Origin of the sequence: Paenibacillus sp. NPDC057886 (assembly GCF_042796655.1) — a bacterium.
Taxonomy (GTDB): Bacteria; Bacillota; Bacilli; order Paenibacillales; family Paenibacillaceae; genus Paenibacillus.
The window spans coordinates 699,305-718,283 of sequence record NZ_JBHVMZ010000002.1 but is presented as its reverse complement, the minus strand read 5'-3'; the positions used below and the strand labels follow the sequence as shown (position 1 = coordinate 718,283).

The 18,979-nt window shown below is 43.8% G+C and carries 15 protein-coding genes and 1 other annotated feature; of the genes, 10 read left to right on the top strand and 5 right to left on the bottom strand.

Going from position 1 to position 18,979, the window contains the following annotated elements; all coding sequences use genetic code 11:
* Nucleotides 1-97: 97 nt before the first annotated feature.
* Together ACFVQB_RS10295 and ACFVQB_RS10290 are read right to left on the bottom strand one after the other, a co-directional pair.
* Nucleotides 98-859, bottom strand: a complete 762-nt coding sequence (locus tag ACFVQB_RS10295; RefSeq protein WP_379437850.1) for an SDR family oxidoreductase — start codon at nt 857-859, stop codon at nt 98-100.
* A 16-nt stretch (nt 860-875) separates the two neighbouring features.
* Nucleotides 876-1,259 carry a MerR family transcriptional regulator gene (locus tag ACFVQB_RS10290; RefSeq protein WP_379437847.1) on the bottom strand — a complete coding sequence of 128 codons (384 nt, stop codon included), beginning with the start codon at nt 1,257-1,259 and terminating at the stop codon, nt 876-878.
* Nucleotides 1,260-2,100: 841 nt separating this feature from the next.
* Between ACFVQB_RS10290 and ACFVQB_RS10285 the strand changes: the two genes are divergently transcribed.
* On the top strand, nt 2,101-2,754 hold the full coding sequence (locus ACFVQB_RS10285) for an ATP-binding protein (RefSeq protein WP_379437844.1): 654 nt from the start codon (nt 2,101-2,103) through the stop codon (nt 2,752-2,754).
* Nucleotides 2,755-2,819: 65 nt separating this feature from the next.
* Nucleotides 2,820-3,056: a binding site (T-box leader), on the top strand.
* Nucleotides 3,057-3,101: 45 nt separating this feature from the next.
* The gene (locus tag ACFVQB_RS10280) at nt 3,102-3,911 is read left to right on the top strand and encodes a GNAT family N-acetyltransferase (RefSeq protein WP_379437841.1); all 810 of its coding nucleotides are present in this window, start codon (nt 3,102-3,104) and stop codon (nt 3,909-3,911) included.
* Between the two features lie 115 nt (nt 3,912-4,026).
* Here the strand turns inward: ACFVQB_RS10280 and ACFVQB_RS10275 are convergent, their stop codons facing one another.
* A complete protein-coding gene (locus ACFVQB_RS10275; RefSeq protein WP_379437838.1) occupies nt 4,027-4,881 on the bottom strand; it encodes a hypothetical protein in 855 nt (284 codons plus the stop codon).
* Between the two features lie 148 nt (nt 4,882-5,029).
* Nucleotides 5,030-6,499 (bottom strand): hypothetical protein, encoded by a 1,470-nt coding sequence (locus ACFVQB_RS10270; protein WP_379438128.1) that lies wholly within the window; start codon nt 6,497-6,499, stop codon nt 5,030-5,032.
* 303 nt (nt 6,500-6,802) lie between these two features.
* Here ACFVQB_RS10270 and ACFVQB_RS10265 point away from each other — a divergent pair, with 303 nt between their 5' ends.
* Together ACFVQB_RS10265 and ACFVQB_RS10260 are read left to right on the top strand one after the other, a co-directional pair.
* Nucleotides 6,803-7,252 (top strand): RrF2 family transcriptional regulator, encoded by a 450-nt coding sequence (locus ACFVQB_RS10265; protein WP_379437836.1) that lies wholly within the window; start codon nt 6,803-6,805, stop codon nt 7,250-7,252.
* 112 nt (nt 7,253-7,364) lie between these two features.
* Nucleotides 7,365-8,009 carry a nitroreductase family protein gene (locus ACFVQB_RS10260; protein WP_379437833.1) on the top strand — a complete coding sequence of 215 codons (645 nt, stop codon included), beginning with the start codon at nt 7,365-7,367 and terminating at the stop codon, nt 8,007-8,009.
* 213 nt (nt 8,010-8,222) lie between these two features.
* On the opposite strand, the gene ACFVQB_RS10255 is transcribed toward ACFVQB_RS10260, so the two are convergent.
* Nucleotides 8,223-9,314 carry a GntR family transcriptional regulator gene (locus tag ACFVQB_RS10255; RefSeq protein ID WP_379437831.1) on the bottom strand — a complete coding sequence of 364 codons (1,092 nt, stop codon included), beginning with the start codon at nt 9,312-9,314 and terminating at the stop codon, nt 8,223-8,225.
* 396 nt (nt 9,315-9,710) lie between these two features.
* Here ACFVQB_RS10255 and ACFVQB_RS10250 point away from each other — a divergent pair, with 396 nt between their 5' ends.
* The 6 genes from ACFVQB_RS10250 (at nt 9,711) to ACFVQB_RS10225 (ending at nt 18,977) form a co-directional block, all read left to right on the top strand.
* Nucleotides 9,711-11,327: a xylulokinase gene (locus tag ACFVQB_RS10250; RefSeq protein ID WP_379437828.1), complete on the top strand. Its 1,617-nt coding sequence runs from the start codon at nt 9,711-9,713 to the stop codon at nt 11,325-11,327.
* A gap of 3 nt (nt 11,328-11,330) precedes the next feature.
* A complete protein-coding gene (locus ACFVQB_RS10245) occupies nt 11,331-12,026 on the top strand; it encodes an L-ribulose-5-phosphate 4-epimerase (protein ID WP_379437825.1) in 696 nt (231 codons plus the stop codon).
* 255 nt (nt 12,027-12,281) lie between these two features.
* Nucleotides 12,282-13,706, top strand: coding sequence for an L-arabinose isomerase (gene araA / locus ACFVQB_RS10240; RefSeq protein WP_379437823.1), 1,425 nt, complete (start codon nt 12,282-12,284; stop codon nt 13,704-13,706).
* 193 nt (nt 13,707-13,899) lie between these two features.
* The gene (locus tag ACFVQB_RS10235) at nt 13,900-14,670 is read left to right on the top strand and encodes an AAC(3) family N-acetyltransferase (protein ID WP_379438126.1); all 771 of its coding nucleotides are present in this window, start codon (nt 13,900-13,902) and stop codon (nt 14,668-14,670) included.
* A 344-nt stretch (nt 14,671-15,014) separates the two neighbouring features.
* The gene (locus tag ACFVQB_RS10230) at nt 15,015-16,709 is read left to right on the top strand and encodes a histidine kinase N-terminal 7TM domain-containing diguanylate cyclase (protein ID WP_379437820.1); all 1,695 of its coding nucleotides are present in this window, start codon (nt 15,015-15,017) and stop codon (nt 16,707-16,709) included.
* Nucleotides 16,710-17,279: 570 nt separating this feature from the next.
* Entirely contained in the window at nt 17,280-18,977 is a 1,698-nt protein-coding gene (locus ACFVQB_RS10225; RefSeq protein WP_379437818.1) for an AAA family ATPase, read from the top strand.
* Nucleotides 18,978-18,979 lie beyond the last annotated feature (2 nt).

The window sequence follows — 18,979 nt, the reverse complement described above, 5'->3', positions numbered from 1 at the left end:
GTTTTATATAGAATTTAAAGAGGCCGTTCCGTAGCTGGAGTGGCCTCTTTGTTAATGTACAGCGATATGGATGAGTCATACGTGTCTCGTAGGCGAGTTATTCAATTAAACTTTTCGTTGCGTTATACATCTGTGTGGCGTACTCGTCGACTTCATCTCGGGACATGCGTAAGCGAGCGACAGAAGTGCCATAACCAATTTCCTCGTGGCCTTCTTCCAGACCTTTGAAGATTCCATCTGCGAAGTCATCCAACGGTTCTCCTTGCGTATGCAAGCCGGCTCCACCCAGATCTGTACTTACTGCCGGAGGAGCGACTTCAATGACCTCTACAGATGTATCCGAAAGCTGGTGTCTCAGACTGATGGTAAAGGAGTGAAGGGCTGCTTTGGTTGCTGAATAGATGGGAGCAATGGCAAACGGCGTGAAGGCCAACCCGGAAGTGACGTTTATAATCGCTGCCTCTTCTTGGGTTGCCAAATATGGAGCGAACAGCATGGATAGATGAAATGGAGCTTCAATATTCGTTGTAATTTCTTTGTTGAAGTAACTCCAATCGTTCTTCCCGTCTGACTTGAGTATATTAAAGCGTTGTTGAATGCCGGCATTATTGACCAATACATTTACTTTCGGATAGTTGGCGGTTACCCAATCAAACAATGCTACACGCTCGGACTCCATATTCAGATCATTCACATACGTAATAAGGCCCGGGTGTGTTTCTTTTGCCTGCTCAAGCACATCTGCACGTCGACCCGTAACAATGACTGTATTTCCGGCTCTTAAGAAGCGTTCTGCAAATGCCAATCCAATCCCAGAGCTTCCGCCGGTAATGAGTACTGTATTCCCTGAAAGTTTCATTATATGATCTCTCCTTCTAGTCCTCGTCTTGGTTTCTTTCCTGTATCTGATGGGTGTAACGTGTGATTTTATAATCTATTCCCTTTAGGGATTCCTGCATGATCAAAATCTCATCCAGTACAGCCTGCTTGTGTTTTTGCATCATTTCAAGCCTGGCCTCGAGCGTACGATTGCCTTCTACGATCCAATCTATATATTGCTTAATTTGACTAATGGGCATATGCGTGTTTTTTAAACAAACAAGGGTTTCCAATAGTGCCATCTGGTTTTCTGAAAATAACCGCCTGCCAGCATCATCCCGTTCGATTAAAGGCAGAAGCCCTTTTTTTTCATAATAACGTAATGTTGAGTCTGGAATATTCAATTGGGCTGAAGCTTCGCTAATAGAAAAATACTTCATGTTGGAGACCTCCAAATGGGTGCTAACTCTGTCGACAGGAATAGCATACGACTTAAACCATGGTTTAAGTCAATAAGGTAAATAAATTTATCTTTTGGATGTAATAAGTCTCGAGGGTAAAGGAATTCTTTATTTTAGATTTTCATATTGTATAGCTAGTTAAATGAGATACAATGCTATTATAGTAAGGGCATCCACGTGGGTGCCTTTAAATATAGCAGTGAAGAGGGCTACATACATGCCGAAGATGTTGACATTAATTTAAAGTGGTGAGTGGATGAAAGAATTGTGCAGTCAGGTAAACCGAAAAACATATTATATTTCCATGTTAACGATCATTGCTCTTATGCTATCTGGATTAATACTATCGACGACAGAATTAAGCGGGATTACATTGGGGTATGTTATCCATTTTTTGTGTGTGATCTTTCTATCGGTTTGTTTGTTGATCTACCCAAAGCATGAAACCTATGTTTTCAGAAAGATCATCATTTTATTTGGCTTCGCTTATTTCTATACCCTATTTTTCTTATATCCAGAGACCTGGACTACGTACATTCTCATTTGTCTGATTCCCTCACTTGCCATTCTGTTCTTTGATTTAAAATTGTTTTATTTCTCTATCATTCTAAATGGAATTTTAATATTGATTACGTTTAGCTATATCATCCTGATTGATCAAGGTAATATATATTCGTATTTGCATCATGACTTCATAGGGAACCTCATTAATATTATAGGGAGCCAGATCCTATTATTTCTGATCTTCCATTTGTCCTTTAGTCGCATGAAAAAGCAGCAACTCTATCATGAGCAATTACAACAATCAGAGCGTTTAAAGATGATAGCCCATTTGACGGCAGCTGTAGCGCATGAGATTAGAAATCCAGTAACCGTTGTTCGAGGTTTTTTGCAATTATACAGAGAAGATCCTGCATTTGATGATCCAATCAAAAACAAGTTTCAATTAATGATTGATGAGTTAAATACCGTTGAACAGATTACCTCACAGTTTCTAACCCTTTCCAAGCCTAATCAGGATCAGAAGCCGGAAAAAGTGGATGTGAAAGATGTTCTTCAGAGTGTAACAGGTCTGGTTTGTTCCTATGCGATGTTATCTGATAATCAGATGGATATCGAGGCAGAGGAGGATTGCTTCATTTTTATTAATCCTATTGAGTTTAAGCAGTTGCTGATGAATTTAATTAAAAACGCTGTGGAAGCTTCAAATATGGGCAAACCCATCAAGGTGATTGCCAAAAGAAATCATCATTATATCGAGATCAAAATCATGGATGAAGGGACCGGAATGTCGGAGGATGAGATAAGGTCGCTCGGGACACCGTTTTATTCATTAAAAAGTAATGGGACCGGACTAGGATTAATGATCTGTTTTAATATTGTAGAAAAATACGACGGGGAAATTAATTATGAGAGTGTGAAAGGTATTGGAACAACCGTTACGATTCGCTTCTTGGCTACCGATGGGGAGTAATGTACGCGATAAAATAATTGACATAATATCCCTTAATCAATATAGTGTATCTAATTACTTTGTAATTAAATGCAACGAAGAGGACAAGTAGATGCGGAAATGCCATTCAGAGAACTGTCGGTTGGTGCGAGACAGTGGGTATCCGAATCAAAAATCACCTCAGAGCAGGCCTCCGAAATAATAGTAGTCGGGCCCGGTATTCTACCGTTATATAGAAACATCGTTGTTGGACGATGGCAGAGAGGGTGTATTCATTCATACACCAATCAGGGTGGTAACGCGGAATAGACTCCGTCCCTAATGGGATGGGGTTTTTTGTGTTTTTTATGAATCGAGGAGGAATGGGTATGTGGCAAAAGTTTGGTGTAAAAGATCAAGTGCTATGTCAGAATATGTTTATGGCTGATGAAGTCCAGTACAATCTTATTCATCGTATTTGCGAGTCAGAGCGTTCAACCTGCCTAAAAGCATCTAATGAAACAATGATCTATGCCCAATCAGAAGGGCACAACGCTTGGTTATGGATTTCCAAAGAACTTGCAGCTCATACAAAGAACAAGCTCCTGCAAGAACTTTTAGAATTTCTCAAGGGAACTGAGCTTCCGGGTATATCAGGAGATCGGACGACTGTTGCACACTTTGCTGACGTATATTCAGAGTCTAATGGGCTTCAATACGTTCCTTATATGATTATGGAATCCTACGTTTGTTCAGAGGTAAGGAAGCCAGTTCATGTAGAAGGGACACTACACCTAGCTACGAGGGATAATTTGGAGACGGTGGCGGAATTTTTAGCTGGTTTCTCAGAAGGAGCTTATGGAGTCAAGGTTGAACCGTCTAGTCAAATTTCAGCAGCAGAGTTGGTCATTGAGACAGGTAATCTGTATCTCTGGCTAGTAGATGGTCACCCTGTATCCATGGCTAATATTGCACATCGCTCTCCAAGACATGCGAGAATTAATGCAGTATATACACCGTCTGCCTTTCGTAAGAAAGGATATGCAAGTGCAGGTGTGGCAGAATTATGTTCTATCCTCAAATCAGAGGGTTTAGATCCGATGTTATATGCTGATTTGAAGAACCCTGATGCGAATAAGGTTTATCAAAATATAGGTTTTGTTGAAAGTGGTCAAGTGGCTGACATTAGATTTAAATAGGAGAAAAGTGGTTTAGAGCATGACTTCACTGAGAATCAATTTAGGCATATATAGCATCTTTGTTTTGATTCTCAGTGGCATGCTAATCACTCATTTCGGTAAATATTGTATATTATTAATTAGATTTTGGGATTGCCAAAGTTCGCATAAATGCTTCTATATTGTCTGTCAGAAAATCACTATTTTCTAACCCAGCATGGGCGATCATGTTCTTGATATCTTGGACAAACTCAGACAAGCTGGTAGTAGAGGCTTTTTCAAATTTGTTTTCCCCAGCGATATTCCCGGTCGATTTGGCTATGTCCTCTTTGTATTCCTTCAACCAGTCCTGATTAGTCGATACATTTTTGGCGAAGCTTTGCAGGATGCTGTTCCAGTCTTTTCCGTTCACAATCGCATCCTGGAGCTTGTCCAGCGTTTTCGGTTCAAATTTCTTCATCATATAGGATAGATCGATATAATCATCTGGAGCCCCAACAGGTCTCTGAGGAGGTGTCTCGTAATGGATTTCTTTCGTCACAGGGTCTTCTGTTCTGGTTGTAGAGATGGCCGCGATTTGACGAAACGTATTCATGAATTCCGTCGCTTTATCCCCTTTCATATAGTTGTCCGCGATATACTTTGCTTGAGTGAGACCCAATTCCAGCAATGCTGATCTCTCCTCTTCCCCGGTTACGTTGGTAATGAGATTGGATTGAATGATGCCATAGACAGCTTCCTTCACCTCCGAGGGTTGATCTGTGAGTAGGCGATTCAAGGAATCATTGATTTGAACGGTTCCAAAATATGTAGCGGAATGATTTACAATATCGGATGCTGCCAACTGTCTGGAAGCCGGACTGATCTCCACTGTGTCGTTGTTATGTGACAGTTCGGGTATCGTGCCTGTGACCAAAGATGGCTTATCCGCGCGTTGTTTCGATTGAATGTAGGCATTGAGGTCAAACTGAGTCGTACTTTGAACTTTCATAATTAAACACCCCTATTCGTTTGATGTATTCCAATAATTCACTTCTCTTCATACTATCGGAATATTATTCCATATTTTTAATATGATTGGACAAAAAAAAGCAACGGGTCGTTTATTCATAAACGCCCATTGCCCTGTTTGGATTCAATTAGCCACCGTAAATACTGTACGCAAAATGATACACGATATCCGTATCATTTGCACTCGGACGACTCGTTACCCTCGCCAGCACACCACAAATATCATAATAATGCGTGAAGCTTATGGCTCCCGGCAAGTATTGACTTATGCTCCCGGTTGAAGGAGGCAGGGATAATGTAGCAGTGAATTGGCCGCTGCTGTTGGTCATAACCTTTGCACTCCGATATCTGTTGTTGCTGCCTTCGGTCCAATAATCATTCTCCCAAATGACTTCTACTTCCGCATTGGCTACCGCATAGTTATCTGAAGTCGCGGCAACGCCAGTCACCGTAAAACTGGTTCCCGTTATCCGGTAGTAGCGTCCATAGGCATAGGTAGGGTAGTCATTCGGACCGCCATTGGAATTATAACCTGTGATCACGACTTTATCGGCTCTTAATACTGGTTGGAGGTGTAATGAGTAGTTGTTATCTGAATAATTACTTGTTGTATACACCCGCAAATAATATGTGCCCGTGCCTAGAGACACATTGCCGTTGGTGGAGGGCACTAACGCCATCCGATTGTTGCTTAATGCACTATACAATTCCGCCTTATAGCCATTGCCTACAGAGGCTTGATCCAGATCGATATGCATGGCGTCGTAATTTCTGCTTTCGGGAACCGTGATCTTATACCAATCCTGATCCACCTCCGAATTAATGGTACGGCTTGAAAGAGTAGAGCCACCTGTTGCTACCGTGAAAGGATAAGCATGAAGCGCATTCTCATCCGTCTCGTACGCATCATAGGTTGAGCTAGTTGAGACGGTTAGAGTGAATGGTTCATTGATGCTGCCTCCAACTGCACCGTAGGCTTCAATTAAGTAGGCTTTGGAACTGGCCGTGCTGTTTTTCGTGCCGACATGTTCAGACAAGGTTCTTGATCCATTTCCGTAGTTATTCAGATACGTTCCATAAATTGAATAATCAATTGGAGTTGGGTTCAAATCACCAGTGGACATGTCAAATTCGTAGAGATAAAGATCGTAATCTAGCTGCGCCGAAGGAGGATTATCCATCTGTACTTGCAGTATGCTGCCCGGTTGTACATAAATAGGGTATAAAAAGCTGGACGTACCTTCTTGTTGAATGTAGCCCGTGTATGTATTAGTCTCCGCTGTGGCTGTAGAGCTAAGCGATTGTGGAGCCGAAATGAGTCCCTTTTGTAATTCTGAAGACGCGGTAGCCGATTTCAAATTTACAGATGCCTTTACCCGGTGTTTCTTCAGTTTGGACGAATCCAACTCAGAAGCATCCTTGGTAAGTTCGGATATCATTTCCCCAGTTGGCTGCAGTACCTGTTCTGCGACATGGGCATCAGGGTGAACTCCCGATTCGGCCATGTCATCGTCTGCAAACGCTTGAAAGCCGAAGGCAAAACTGAGAAATAGATTCACGACGACAACCATAGAAAGCGTCTTTTTCAAGTTCAAAATCTCCTCTCGAATATAATAAAATTTTGCTACAATTGTATAATATACCATTTTTGATGGTTTGTTAAGTGGTTATTATATGATGTTTAGAAGTTTCTTTGAACAAAATAGCTATATGACTTGCCTACTATGCCAGGATTAGAGGATATGATTGTTCTGGAAGTTTCTCTTCTTATATTTCTTCGGCGTGTACCTTCTGGTTTACAGTAGCAAGCTACTGTCTGCAAACCTCGATGGCGTGTTGAATGGTAGTTGGGGGTTTGCTATAATTCACACAGGATGCAACGAAGAAGGGAGCCCTGTACGATGAAAAAGGCCAAACATACCTGTCCCTCCAATAGCAAGGCATTCGGCTTGGCATTGCAGGCCCTTGTGTTCATGTCGGATAGTCCTAACCGCTATCCAAGTAACAATATCGCCGATCATTTATGCTCAGAAGCAACATTGATTCGCCGAATATTGGCGAAACTGGCTCAGGAGAACATTCTGGAGGTTCGTGAAGGACGCGATGGAGGTTATCGCATGAAGCAGCCGCCGGAATCGGTGACACTGGCTGATATATATATATCGCTTCAGACTGAGGCATCGCTGTGTGAAGGAATGCTGGATTCCACAGGCGATCACTCCTTTGGTATGCAGATGCATGATATGTTCAACGATATTACGGAGGAAATTAATCATAGCGTGTTGGAAATCCTGCGAAAATACACCATTGCCGACATGGCCAACAGGATGAGTCCGATAATGGAGAATTGACAACATATCCATCCACATATATACTGTGCTTATATTAGCACAGTTAAGTGGTGTATTTTTTTATCTTTAACTGTGTTAAATATTACACAGTATATATGGGAGGCAAAATGGGATGGAGAGCGTAAAACAAGAACAAAGCTTTATGGAAGTGGTAAAGGAAAGACGTTCTGTGCGGCATTACGATCCTGCGTTCAACATTTCAGAGGAGGAATTGAAAGATATTCTGACTGAAGCAGCCCTTGCTCCATCTGGCGCGAATATGCAGCCCTGGAAATTCATTGTCTTTAATGATCAGGCTCTGAAAGAACAATTGCTTCCCATCGCGAACAACCAGCAGCAGGTGGTAGATGCCTCGGCCGTTATTGCGGTGCTGGGTGATTTGGAGTATATCAAACAGGTGGATTCCGTTTACGACGCTTCTGTAGAAGCTGGTTATATGACTAAGGAAGTTAAGGATTCGTTGGTTACCAACATGAAGGGAATGCTGGGAAGCATGGATTCTCAATATATCAAAGACGGCGTAATATTTGACTGCGGTCTATTATCGATGCAGTTCATGCTCGCCGCCAAAGCGCGTGGTTATGATACCGTTCCAATGGCTGGGTACGATAAAAATAAATTTATAGAAGCATTCGATATTCCCGATCGCTATGTTCCAACCATTCTCATTTCCATCGGCAAAGCCTCGCAACCAGGACATCCGACGACTCGACTGCCCATTGACGAGCTGACGTTCTGGAATGGTATCACAAAATAATGTAGGCCTCTTTATTGGGAGAGATACTCCTTATGAGTTAGTTCCCGTTGTAGCTAAAAAGATTGATAAAGCAAAACATCTTAGGCTGCCATTACGGCAGCCTTTTCGTATTTCAGTAAGAACATGGAGACCACGGACAAAGGGCGGGTGGTTGAGGCTGCGCTTTCCCCTTTTATACCGTAATTTCCATCAACCCACACCTCGGTCCACATGCTATTCCAGCACGATTTCTTTTACCGTCTCTCCCTCAACCAGCACGGGCTGGTAATAGGTGTTAGTGGGCAGATCCTTTTTGCCCTGTAGTTTCTTGATGACCCAATCTGCTGCGTCACGGCCCATTTGTTCTTGGGGATGAGTTAACGTCGTGAGTCTAATGTTGGCGTTCTTGGCGATGTAAGAATTGTCCTGACCAATAATGGATAACTCGTCTGGAATGGAAATCCCCAGCTTTCTACATGCATGTACGACCTCCAGCCCTACCTCGTCGTTGTAGCAGACAAGGGATGTCAGCGCACCTCTGTTTTCCTCCAGGAACACCTCCAGATTGGTGGAGAGGTCCGGCTTCGATGCCGTATCGAACGAAAGCACTTGCTCGGGATGAAACCGCAACTTGGCTTCGCCCAGCGCTTTGATATATCCCTTCATCCGGTACTTCCCTTGTAAATCATCCATTTTTGCGATAATGCCGATCTGGCTATGTCCTTTGGCGATCAGTTCCCGGGTAGCGAGATAGCTGGACTGAACATCATCCAGACAGAAGAAAGGCACCTCCAGCTCTTCATAAAAGGCATTGATCATCGTAAACGGTACATCCTGCTCCTTAAATGAAAGGTAGTACGCTATGTTGGGGTTGTACAAATTACTCTTGGTCGGTTCGACGATTAGGCCATCCACACCGTAGGACAGCATCATCTCGAGTGCCTTTTTCTCTTGCGCAACGTCGTTATTGGTGCTGGCTAACAGCAATGAATAATTGTCCTCATTCAACCGGCCTTCAATGCCGCGGATGATGGAGGGGAAGATGTAATCGGAGATGTACGTCGTGATGACGCCGATTGTTTTTTTCATCGTGTTCCCGCCGGTTCTGGATCGATACAGATTGCTTACATAGGTGCCGGAACCCTTTTCACTTCTCAAAAAGCCCTCGTTCGATAGCTCCAAAATGGCCTTCCGTACCGTCTGGCGGCTCACGTTGTAGCTGTCCTGCAGTGCGGATTCGGTAGGGATTTGTTCGCCTACGCTATAGGTTCCGGATAGGATATTGCTTTTGATATCGTCAATGATAACCTGATACTTTGGCTTCACGCAGTCCACTTCTTTCATCGTTACTTATCTATAAAAAAAATTCGTCATATCCATAGTTGTACGTACATATTTTATCATGATTCGAATCGAATGGAAATAAAACAGCCAGTTTTACAAAATAAACCGTACAATTCCCGTCATAAAATAGAGATGTGTACCTTACAACATAGCCTCTTGAGCACAGAAATTAGATCATTTAGACGTTATATCTCAACTAATGTAAGTATAACTATTATATATTATTGACAAATGTACGTACAAAAAATATACTAAGGCTGTCAGAAAAGGAAAGCGCATTCTTTTCAATGAACCGAAATATGAATCTATTTCAATCATCTTTAAGCCAATTATATTTTTACTTTTACCTACTGTGATCAGAGAGGGGACTACGTGATCATGAGTCATGTGGATATGAAAGAAGCGATTACCAAGGGAGCCACTTCACTAGGCATCGAATTTGGATCGACGCGGATCAAGGCGGTGCTGATCGATGAACGTTTTGAGACCATTGCGTCTGGCAGTTATGAATGGGAGAACCTCCTGAAAGACGGATATTGGACGTACAACCAGGAGGATATCATCACAGGTCTTCAGACTGCGTATCGTGAAATGAAGCAAGACGTAGAGCGGAAATACGGAATTACGCTGCAAACGGTAGGTTCAATTGGATTCTCCGCCATGATGCATGGATATATCGCATTGGATAACGCGGGCGAACTGCTGGTACCGTTCCGGACGTGGCGTAACGCGACCACTGGGAAGGCAGCGAGAGAACTGACGGATCTTCTGCAGTTCAATATCCCGGAACGTTGGAGTATCGCTCACTTGTACCAAGCGATCTTGAACGAAGAGGCCCATGTGCCTCGCATCGATCACCTGACAACCTTGGCTGGTTACATACACTTGCTGCTGACGGGTAATAAAGCCATCGGTATCGGCGACGCTTCGGGCATTTTCCCAATCGACGAGTCTACGCATAATTATCACCCGTCCATGATCAAGCAGTTCGATGAACTGATCGCAGGCAAAGGTTATCCGTGGAAGGTTGAGCACCTTCTTCCCAAGGTGTATCTCGCTGGTGAGAACGCTGGTGAGTTGACCGAAGCGGGAGCTAAGCTACTCGACCCTTCGAATGATTTGCAGTCAGGCATTCCGCTCTGTCCGCCGGAAGGTGATGCCGGAACAGGCATGGTAGCAACGAATAGCGTGAGAAAGCGTACGGGCAACATCTCTGTGGGCACGTCCGTGTTCGCGATGATCGTCTTGGAAAAGGAATTATCCAAAGTTTATCCCGAGATCGATATGGTTACAACGCCGGACGGTAGTCCGGTAGGCATGGTGCATGCCAACAATTGCTCCAGCGACATCAATGCCTGGCTTGGATTGTTCCGTGAATTTTCCGAGGCGATGGGATACGAAGTGGATACCGGCAAATTGTTCAGCGTGATGTTCAATAAGGCTTTGGAAGCAGATCCGGATGGTGGCGGTTTGCTGAGCTACGGTTATTACTCGGGTGAAAACATTACGGGCATCGACAAAGGCCGTCCATTGTTCGTCCGCTCACCGGAAAGCAACTTCAATCTGGCGAATTTCATGCGCACGCATCTGTTCACCGCTTTTGGTGCCCTCAAGCTTGGCATGGACATTTTGACGAAGAACGAGCATGTGGCGATTGACAGTATTTTGGCGCATGGTGGTCTGTTTAAGACTCCCGTTGTCGGACAACGGATTGTAGCCGCAGCGATGAACGTGCCGGTGTCAGTCATGTCTACAGCGGGTGAAGGCGGCGCATGGGGCATGGCGCTTCTGGCCTCGTACATGATCAACAAGGATCAGCAGGAGAGCCTGGATGTGTTCCTTGAGCAGAAGGTCTTCAATGATGTCGAGGGTGAGGAAGTTGCACCGGATGCATCGGATGTTAAAGGGTTTGAAGTATTTATCGAACGTTATCGGAAGGGCCTCGCGATTGAGCAGGCGGCGGTAGATCATCTGGTAGAGAACGGGAGGGACTAACACATGTTAGAACAACTGAAAGAAGAGGTTTATGAGGCGAATCTGGAGCTACCGGAGCACGGACTCGTGAAGTTCACATGGGGTAATGTCAGCGCAATGGATCGGGACAGTGGTCTGTTTGTCATCAAACCGAGCGGTGTCAGCTATGACAAGATGAAGCCAAGCGACATGGTTGTGGTTGATCTGGACGGCAATGTGGTGGAGGGCGAAATGAGACCTTCTTCTGATACTGCGACTCACGCGGTACTGTACAAACATTATCCGGAAATCGGTGGTATTGTGCATACTCATTCCACTTGGGCGACCATATGGGCGCAAGCCGGATTGGACGTACCTGTGATGGGAACGACGCATGCTGACACCTTCTATGGTGCCGTACCTTGTGCCCGTTTCTTGAACCAGGATGAGATCGATCGGGGCTACGAAGCGGAGACAGGCCATGTCATCATCGAAACGTTCAAGCAGCGCGGACTGGATGTGATGGCGATCCCGGCAGTTCTACTTCATGGTCATGCACCGTTCACGTGGGGTAAAGACGCAAAGTCAGCGGTTGTGAACAGCGTCGTGCTGGAGGAAGTGTGCAAAATGAACCTGTATGCGCGGCAATTGAATAACTTTGCAAAAGAACTGCCGCAAGGCATTTTGGATAAACACTATTTGCGGAAACACGGAAAAGACGCCTACTATGGACAGAAATGATATGAGCAGGAAAACAGCGAATTGAAGATTGTTCTGGTTACTGAGTGATCTATATTAGGATTTAAGATTTACACGATAACGGAGAGTGCAGAACCAATCTGTAGAAGCGAAGCGTTCGCCTTTATCCCCGGATTTCTACCTTTGTAAAGAGATAAAAGAAATCCGGGGATAACAGCGATCGTAAGATGGTACTGCAGTTGGAGTGATCAAGTGTAAATGGAGTTAAACACACTATATAGGAAAGAGGATGATTACATGTCAGCAACAGCAACTAAACAGTTTTGGTTCGTCGTAGGTTCGCAGCATCTGTACGGGGAAGAAGCACTGGGCGAGGTTAAAGCCAACGCACAGAAAATCACGGATGCTCTCAATGCAAGCGGCGTTCTGCCATACCCGCTCGTATTGCAGGATTTGGCGGTAAGCGCAGATAAAATCACGAGCATCATGAAAGAGGTTAACTATCGTGACGAAGTGGCGGGTGTGATCACTTGGATGCATACGTTCTCACCTGCGAAAATGTGGATTCGGGGTACGAAATTGCTGCAAAAACCGTTGCTCCATCTCGCGACACAATTCAATGAAAGCATTCCTTGGGCGACGATCGACATGGACTTCATGAACCTGAACCAAGCGGCTCACGGTGACCGCGAATATGGTTTCATCAATGCACGCCTGAGAAAACAAAACAAAATCGTTGTTGGCTACTGGGAGCGTCCAGAAGTGCAGCAGCAGGTTGCGGATTGGATGGACGTAGCTGTAGCCTACAACGAAAGCTTCAACATCAAGGTTGCTCGTTTTGGCGACAACATGCGCAACGTGGGCGTGACCGAAGGGGATAAAGTGGAAGCACAGATCCAATTCGGATGGACAGTCGATTATTTCGGTATCGGCGATCTCGTGCAATACGTGAATGCCGTGACAGAGCAAGAAATCGATGATCTGATCGCTCAGTATGCAGAGCTGTATGAATTCGATTATGGCACGAACAGCAAAGAAGCTTGGGAAGCTAGCGTACGTGTACAAGCAAGTTATGAAATTGCGATCAAACGTTTCTTGGACGAGGGTGGATACAGTGCCTTCACTACTAACTTCGAAGATCTGCATGGCATGAAGCAGCTTCCGGGTCTGGCTGTTCAACGCCTGATGGCCCAAGGGTACGGCTTTGCTGGGGAGGGCGATTGGAAAACGGCTGCACTCGACCGCCTGCTGAAAGTTATGGCCCATAACGAAAACACAGGCTTCATGGAGGATTACACGTACGAGATGGCAGCTGGTCAAGAGGCTATCCTTCAATCCCACATGCTTGAAGTTGACCCTACACTCGCCAGCAACAAACCCAAAATCATCGTGTCCCCATTGGGTATTGGCGATCGTGAAGATCCTGCACGTCTCGTATTCGATGGCAAAGCAGGAGAAGGCGTCGTGGTTTCCATGGCAGACTTCGGTACGCATTACAAATTGTTGATCAACGAAGTATCCGCATTCGAGCCGACGGTTCCAGCGCCTAATCTGCCGGTAGCCCGTGTATTATGGAATGTGAAGCCTAACTTCCAGGATGGGGTTAGAGCCTGGATCGAGAATGGCGGCGGTCACCATACCGTAGTTTCCTTGAACCTGACTACTGATCAGATCGTGACCTATGCGAAATTGGTGAACCTGGAGTACGTTGTGATTAAATAGTTTTGTTATTCATGAACTTATACAAATTCTTTCCTTATGGCCGGGGGGTTCCCCGGCCCTTTGTCTTGCCGTGAGGCGCAGGGTGTGTGGCCTGAAACGGGTCTTGTACTCTCTCCAATACAAAGGATAACGTTAGTACCGTCGTCTACGTTCTATTTTGCTATAATAGCCCAAAGGAGGTTATCTATTAATGATGCATACCCAAGAAAGTTTGCTCCACCAACTGCGCCAGCTAGGCATTGACGACCAAGGAACGCTGCTCGTTCACTCTTCCATGAAAAGCATGGGCGAAGTCGAAGGCGGCGCGGATACGGTGTTGGATGCGTTGACCGAGTATATGAAGGACGGGCTGCTGGTGTTGCCAACGCATACATGGTCCACAATCAATGCGGACAATCCGATGTTCCACGTGGAATCCTCACCATGCTGCGTCGGTATTCTGCCTGAGCTATTTCGCAAACGACCTGAAGTAGTACGTTCTTGGCACCCTACGCATTCAGTAGCTGCCCTGGGACAGGATGCCGAAGCATTTACGAAGGACGATCATCTTTTTGATACACCATGTGCGAGAGGCTCAGCCTGGGGGAAGCTGCTTGATCGGAAGGCAACCATCCTTTTGGTCGGCGTTGATCTGAAACGGAATACGTTTATCCATGGTATCGAAGAATGGGTGGACATTCCAGGCAGGTTAACGGACGGGCATGAGATGTTACGCACGGTTTTACCCGATGGAACCGAAATCTCGGTGCCTTCCCGGAGACATTGCGGATTATCGTGGTCGGAGCATTATTGGAAAGTGGATGAAGTTCTTGAACGTAAAGGTGCGATGTGTAAGGGGGAATTTGGCGATGCAGTCGTCAGAGTGTGTGATGCGGCCTTGTTGACGGAAGTCATTACGGACATGCTCCAAGATAATCCAGATTTGTTCTCAGACAATTTGCCTTTGGCTACTGTACACGAATGAGGAGAGGGCCGTCCGGTGACGGAGGGCTCTACATACGTACCTCCTTGCCTTCTTACGACAGCTAACAAGGACTTCTTCCCTCCTGGTTTGCATCCAAACGTTCAAATTCATTCACAAAAACGCAAAAATAGCGCAAAATTCAATCAGAGGTTGGTTGGACTTCCATTGTATGGGCTACTCTCTCCATTAGCGGTGTGATAAGATATGGTTAATTTAACCAACAGCAGTAGTGTAGAAATGTCTTTAATATCTTTAATAGATTTATCAAAGGTTCAAATTATAGCGCTAAAGATTGACCCAGTTCAATACTATCTTCGTTGTCGCATGCAAAAAGGAGAAGATTCGTGAGCCCATTAGTATGGTATGATCTCTTTCTATTCGTCCTATTGTTTGGTGTATACGTATATGTTTTTGCTACGGTTAGAATTACGAACTTACATAAGGTTTACTTTTTGTTTCATGGGTTGATGATGCTCTGGCCATTCTGTCAATTTGCGAGTACGTTGACGGATGATCCCGGCTTGCAGCTGTTCTATGTTACGTTATCTTTTGTCGCGGTTTCTTTGCTCGGGAGCGGTTGGCTGCTGCTTACGATCTTCATTACGGGTGAGGCGGAGCGATTAGGCCAAAAAAGATCCTTCCTATTGTTCATCCCTGCGGTTATTGGAGCCGTTGGCGTGATCCTGAACCCGTGGAGCTGGTTTGTAACTCCGCTGGAAGGCGGTTATGTCGAGCGGGCATATGGACCCTGGTTCTGGGTTGTCATGGCTATACTAGTGAGTTACTTTGTAACGTCCCTCTTTATTTTATTCCGGGCACTGTATTCTTCTCGAACGTCCTCCATGATTAAAAACCAGGTGAAAGTTACGCTATGGGGCATATTCGTGCTGGCTGCTTTTGCAACAATTGATGCTCTGCTTAATGTGGTTCTAAGAGCATATTTACCGTTCATCATTCCCGGACTGACTTCGCTGGGGATTTTCGTGTCCGACCTTTTCTTCGTCTATGTCATTAAAAGGTACAATGTGTTCGATCTGGTTTCCATCGCCCATGAGGATGTGATTAATACCATTCCTTACGGCATCCTTGTACTGGATGAGAATGAGATGATTATTGAATTGAACAAAGCTTCCCGATCCTTCATGGATCTGCATGTGGGGGACTCTTTTGATATGGAGGCATTTCTGCGCTCTGTTCGTGTAGAGGGCAGCCGCCAGAAGTTTCTGGAGGCGTATAAGCAAAAAGACAATACCTTGTCTCAAATTGAAGTGATCGTAGGGCAGGATGACATTCGTCATTATATCCTTCAAGCGTCTCCCATTGTTGATGCTGCTCGTGCGCCCATTGGTCATATCCTTACATTCCAGGATGTTTCTCAAGAACGCTTCTATGTAAAAGAAATGAACCGGCAGAATGAAACGCTTCAGGAGCGTAATCATGCCTTGGATCGCATTCGTCTGGAGTTGTCCGAGGCCAATCGCAAGCTGGAAGAACTCGCCCTGACGGACAGTCTAACCAACTGCTATAACCGCCGTTATCTGACCGAACACCTGAATCACGAGGTCATCACCAACATTCAATATAAAACGCCGTTTTCACTCATCCTTCTGGATATTGATTACTTCAAAGCGATCAATGATCGCTACGGGCATGTCATCGGGGATGAAGTGCTGCATCGCACGGCTCAGGCTGTCAAAGAATCCATTCGGAGTACCGATATTCTAACGCGATATGGCGGGGAGGAATTCATGATCTACCTTCCGCATACCGAACGCCAGTTAGCCCAACAAATAGCGGAAAGCGTGAGATTATCGGTGGAGTCGAACCTCATTGTGGTGGATCACGAGATCGAACAGGTGTCCATTACGATCAGCATTGGGATTCTGTCTATTGAGGATTTTGAATGTGAGCATGTACCGGACAATCCGGAGGGGTATCTGATTCAGCTGTTCGCTGCGGTAGACAAAGCGTTGTATCAAGCGAAGCAGAATGGGCGAAATCGGATTGAGTTTGCGGAGTTTGAGCGGGTTGTTTTATAAGAGGTAAGAAGTGAAATGATACGGTTCGTATATTCATTTGAATGAAAGTGGTTATTGTTTAAGGTATAACCTAAATTGGGGAATTCGACATTATTTAGATAAATGAGTTGAATTGCTTTTGAATGAGAACTGCTACGTCTCGCTATTTATGATGCGATTCATGTATACCAAGGAGAAGAAACTGTCTGTTTCGGTATGTTGTTTCAGGATAGGCTATAGGATTCTAGAATAGAACTCCAAATTAGGGGGATTTTAAACATAAAACTGTACTCTTTTCAAGACCGAATTATGATATAAGGTATAGACTTGAATGATTTGGTGAAAAAAATATATTGGAAATTTAATATCTTGATAGTTAAAGAGGATCGATTTATGTATATTAAAAGATTTCTTTTTTAAACAAAAATCTTCCTGACAGCAAATGAAGATGATAGACTACAAATAGGTAATTTTTCCAGGTATAAGTGGAAAATATTAGAAAAAAATAATACTGAAAAGCGAGAATTTTTTTGCTTGAGAAGGGCTGAACGCGATGATAGTTAATACAATTTTTTGTGAAGGTAGAGAGACATGATTAAAAACATTGCAGTAGAACGATTTAAGCATTTGGATAGCATCAATATTGAGTTAGGTAGAATGAATGTATTTGTGGGCTCAAATAATGCGGGGAAAAGCAGCATACTTCAAGCAGTACAATTTGCAATATCCGCAGCGCAAACGACCACGTTAGAACCCAATACTAGATGGATTGGAGAATCATTAAACACCTCAGTTGCACCAAATCAATTAGTTTACACACCACTTCGAGATGTTCATGCACTTGCCCCAGGAGGGATTCTCAGAGAACCCCGAGGTGAAGGTATTAGTGTGACTTTTGTTGAAAACGTTAGCGAAGCCGAGACTAGAATTCTTGTTGGAAAGGGGAGAAATAAAAACTTAACTGTAAGAATTTCTGGTCAAAGCCTAGGAGAAAGACTTCAGAACATTAACGAGCCATATAGCATGTTTGTCCCTGGTTTAGCAGGTATACCTGCAGTTGAAGAGTATAAGACTCCTGGAATTGTTAGAAAAGCAGCTGCAAGAGGTGATGCGAATATTGTATTTAGGAATATATTATGGCTCTTGAAGCAAAACGATGAAAGTTGGGAGAAATTCACCGCTGATTTAAAAAGCGTTTTCCCGAATCTAGAGTTGAATGTAACTTTTGTTCCTGATAGAGATGAGCATATTAATGCAACTGCCAAGTTTAACTATTATGAACTGCCAATTGATTCTGCTGGCACGGGAGTTTTACAAGCAATCCAAATTTTGAGTTATGTTAATCTTTATAAGCCTAAAATGCTTATATTAGACGAGCCAGACTCGCATTTACATCCGAATAATCAAAGAAAACTAGCAACAGTCCTAAGACAACTAACTGAAGAACGTGAGCTGCAAATTCTCTTGTCCACTCATTCTCGTCATTTAATTGACGAGCTAATGGAAAGTAGTAAAATGCATTGGATTCAAAATGGGAAAGTTATTATTGAGAATGATTATGATATTGTACGAGTACTTACTGATATCGGAGCTCTTGATAAGGGAGAAAGGTTGCTTCGAAGTAGTATAAAGTATGTTTTTCTTACAGAAGATTCTGAATTAGATGGTGTTAGAGCATTGCTAGTTGCTTCAGGATATAATCTTGATGAAGTAGATATCTGGTCATATGAAGGCTGTGCTAAAGTTGATACCGCTCATGTATTAAATGCATTTATAAGAAAACATGCTCCAAGTACAAAAGTTATACTGCATCGGGATAGGGATTACCTCAATGAAGATGAAATTAGTTCATATAAGGAGAAAATAGAAAATGTCGGGATGGATTGTTTTATTACTGATGGAACAGATGTGGAGTCACATTTCTTAAATTCCGACCATATTAACTGTGTATATCCAGTAATTACTAAAGAGCAGGCAAATGCTATTTTAGATGATGCTACTAAAGAGGTTGAAAGTAAAACCCTAGAAAAGTTTATAAATTCGAGAACCAAATTAGAGATAGCTAAAGTCGGTCCAAGTAATATAAATCCTGGTAGAATTTCTGCTGATGTAAACCTATTGTACACAAATGATATGTGTAGATATAGACATGGTAAAAAGGTTTTAGGGTGTGTTAAATCTAAATTGGCACCTATTATTGGTCAGAAAGTCGATTTATTTGTCCCATCACCATATTTAATGATTGAAACGCTTAAGCAGTTTGCTGGATACTCTGGTAGTATAAATTAAAT

What these genes read in the sequence shown, in the direction of transcription:
- ACFVQB_RS10295 (WP_379437850.1), bottom strand. Translation starts at nt 859, where the DNA reads ATGAAACTTTCAGGGAATACAGTACTCATTACCGGCGGAAGCTCTGGG.
- ACFVQB_RS10290 (WP_379437847.1), bottom strand. Translation starts at nt 1,259, where the DNA reads ATGAAGTATTTTTCTATTAGCGAAGCTTCAGCCCAATTGAATATTCCA.
- ACFVQB_RS10285 (WP_379437844.1), top strand. Translation starts at nt 2,101, where the DNA reads ATGATAGCCCATTTGACGGCAGCTGTAGCGCATGAGATTAGAAATCCA.
- ACFVQB_RS10280 (WP_379437841.1), top strand. Translation starts at nt 3,102, where the DNA reads ATGTGGCAAAAGTTTGGTGTAAAAGATCAAGTGCTATGTCAGAATATG.
- ACFVQB_RS10275 (WP_379437838.1), bottom strand. Translation starts at nt 4,881, where the DNA reads ATGAAAGTTCAAAGTACGACTCAGTTTGACCTCAATGCCTACATTCAA.
- ACFVQB_RS10265 (WP_379437836.1), top strand. Translation starts at nt 6,803, where the DNA reads ATGAAAAAGGCCAAACATACCTGTCCCTCCAATAGCAAGGCATTCGGC.
- ACFVQB_RS10260 (WP_379437833.1), top strand. Translation starts at nt 7,365, where the DNA reads ATGGAGAGCGTAAAACAAGAACAAAGCTTTATGGAAGTGGTAAAGGAA.
- ACFVQB_RS10250 (WP_379437828.1), top strand. Translation starts at nt 9,711, where the DNA reads ATGAGTCATGTGGATATGAAAGAAGCGATTACCAAGGGAGCCACTTCA.
- ACFVQB_RS10245 (WP_379437825.1), top strand. Translation starts at nt 11,331, where the DNA reads ATGTTAGAACAACTGAAAGAAGAGGTTTATGAGGCGAATCTGGAGCTA.
- araA (WP_379437823.1), top strand. Translation starts at nt 12,282, where the DNA reads ATGTCAGCAACAGCAACTAAACAGTTTTGGTTCGTCGTAGGTTCGCAG.
- ACFVQB_RS10235 (WP_379438126.1), top strand. Translation starts at nt 13,900, where the DNA reads ATGCATACCCAAGAAAGTTTGCTCCACCAACTGCGCCAGCTAGGCATT.
- ACFVQB_RS10225 (WP_379437818.1), top strand. Translation starts at nt 17,280, where the DNA reads ATGATTAAAAACATTGCAGTAGAACGATTTAAGCATTTGGATAGCATC.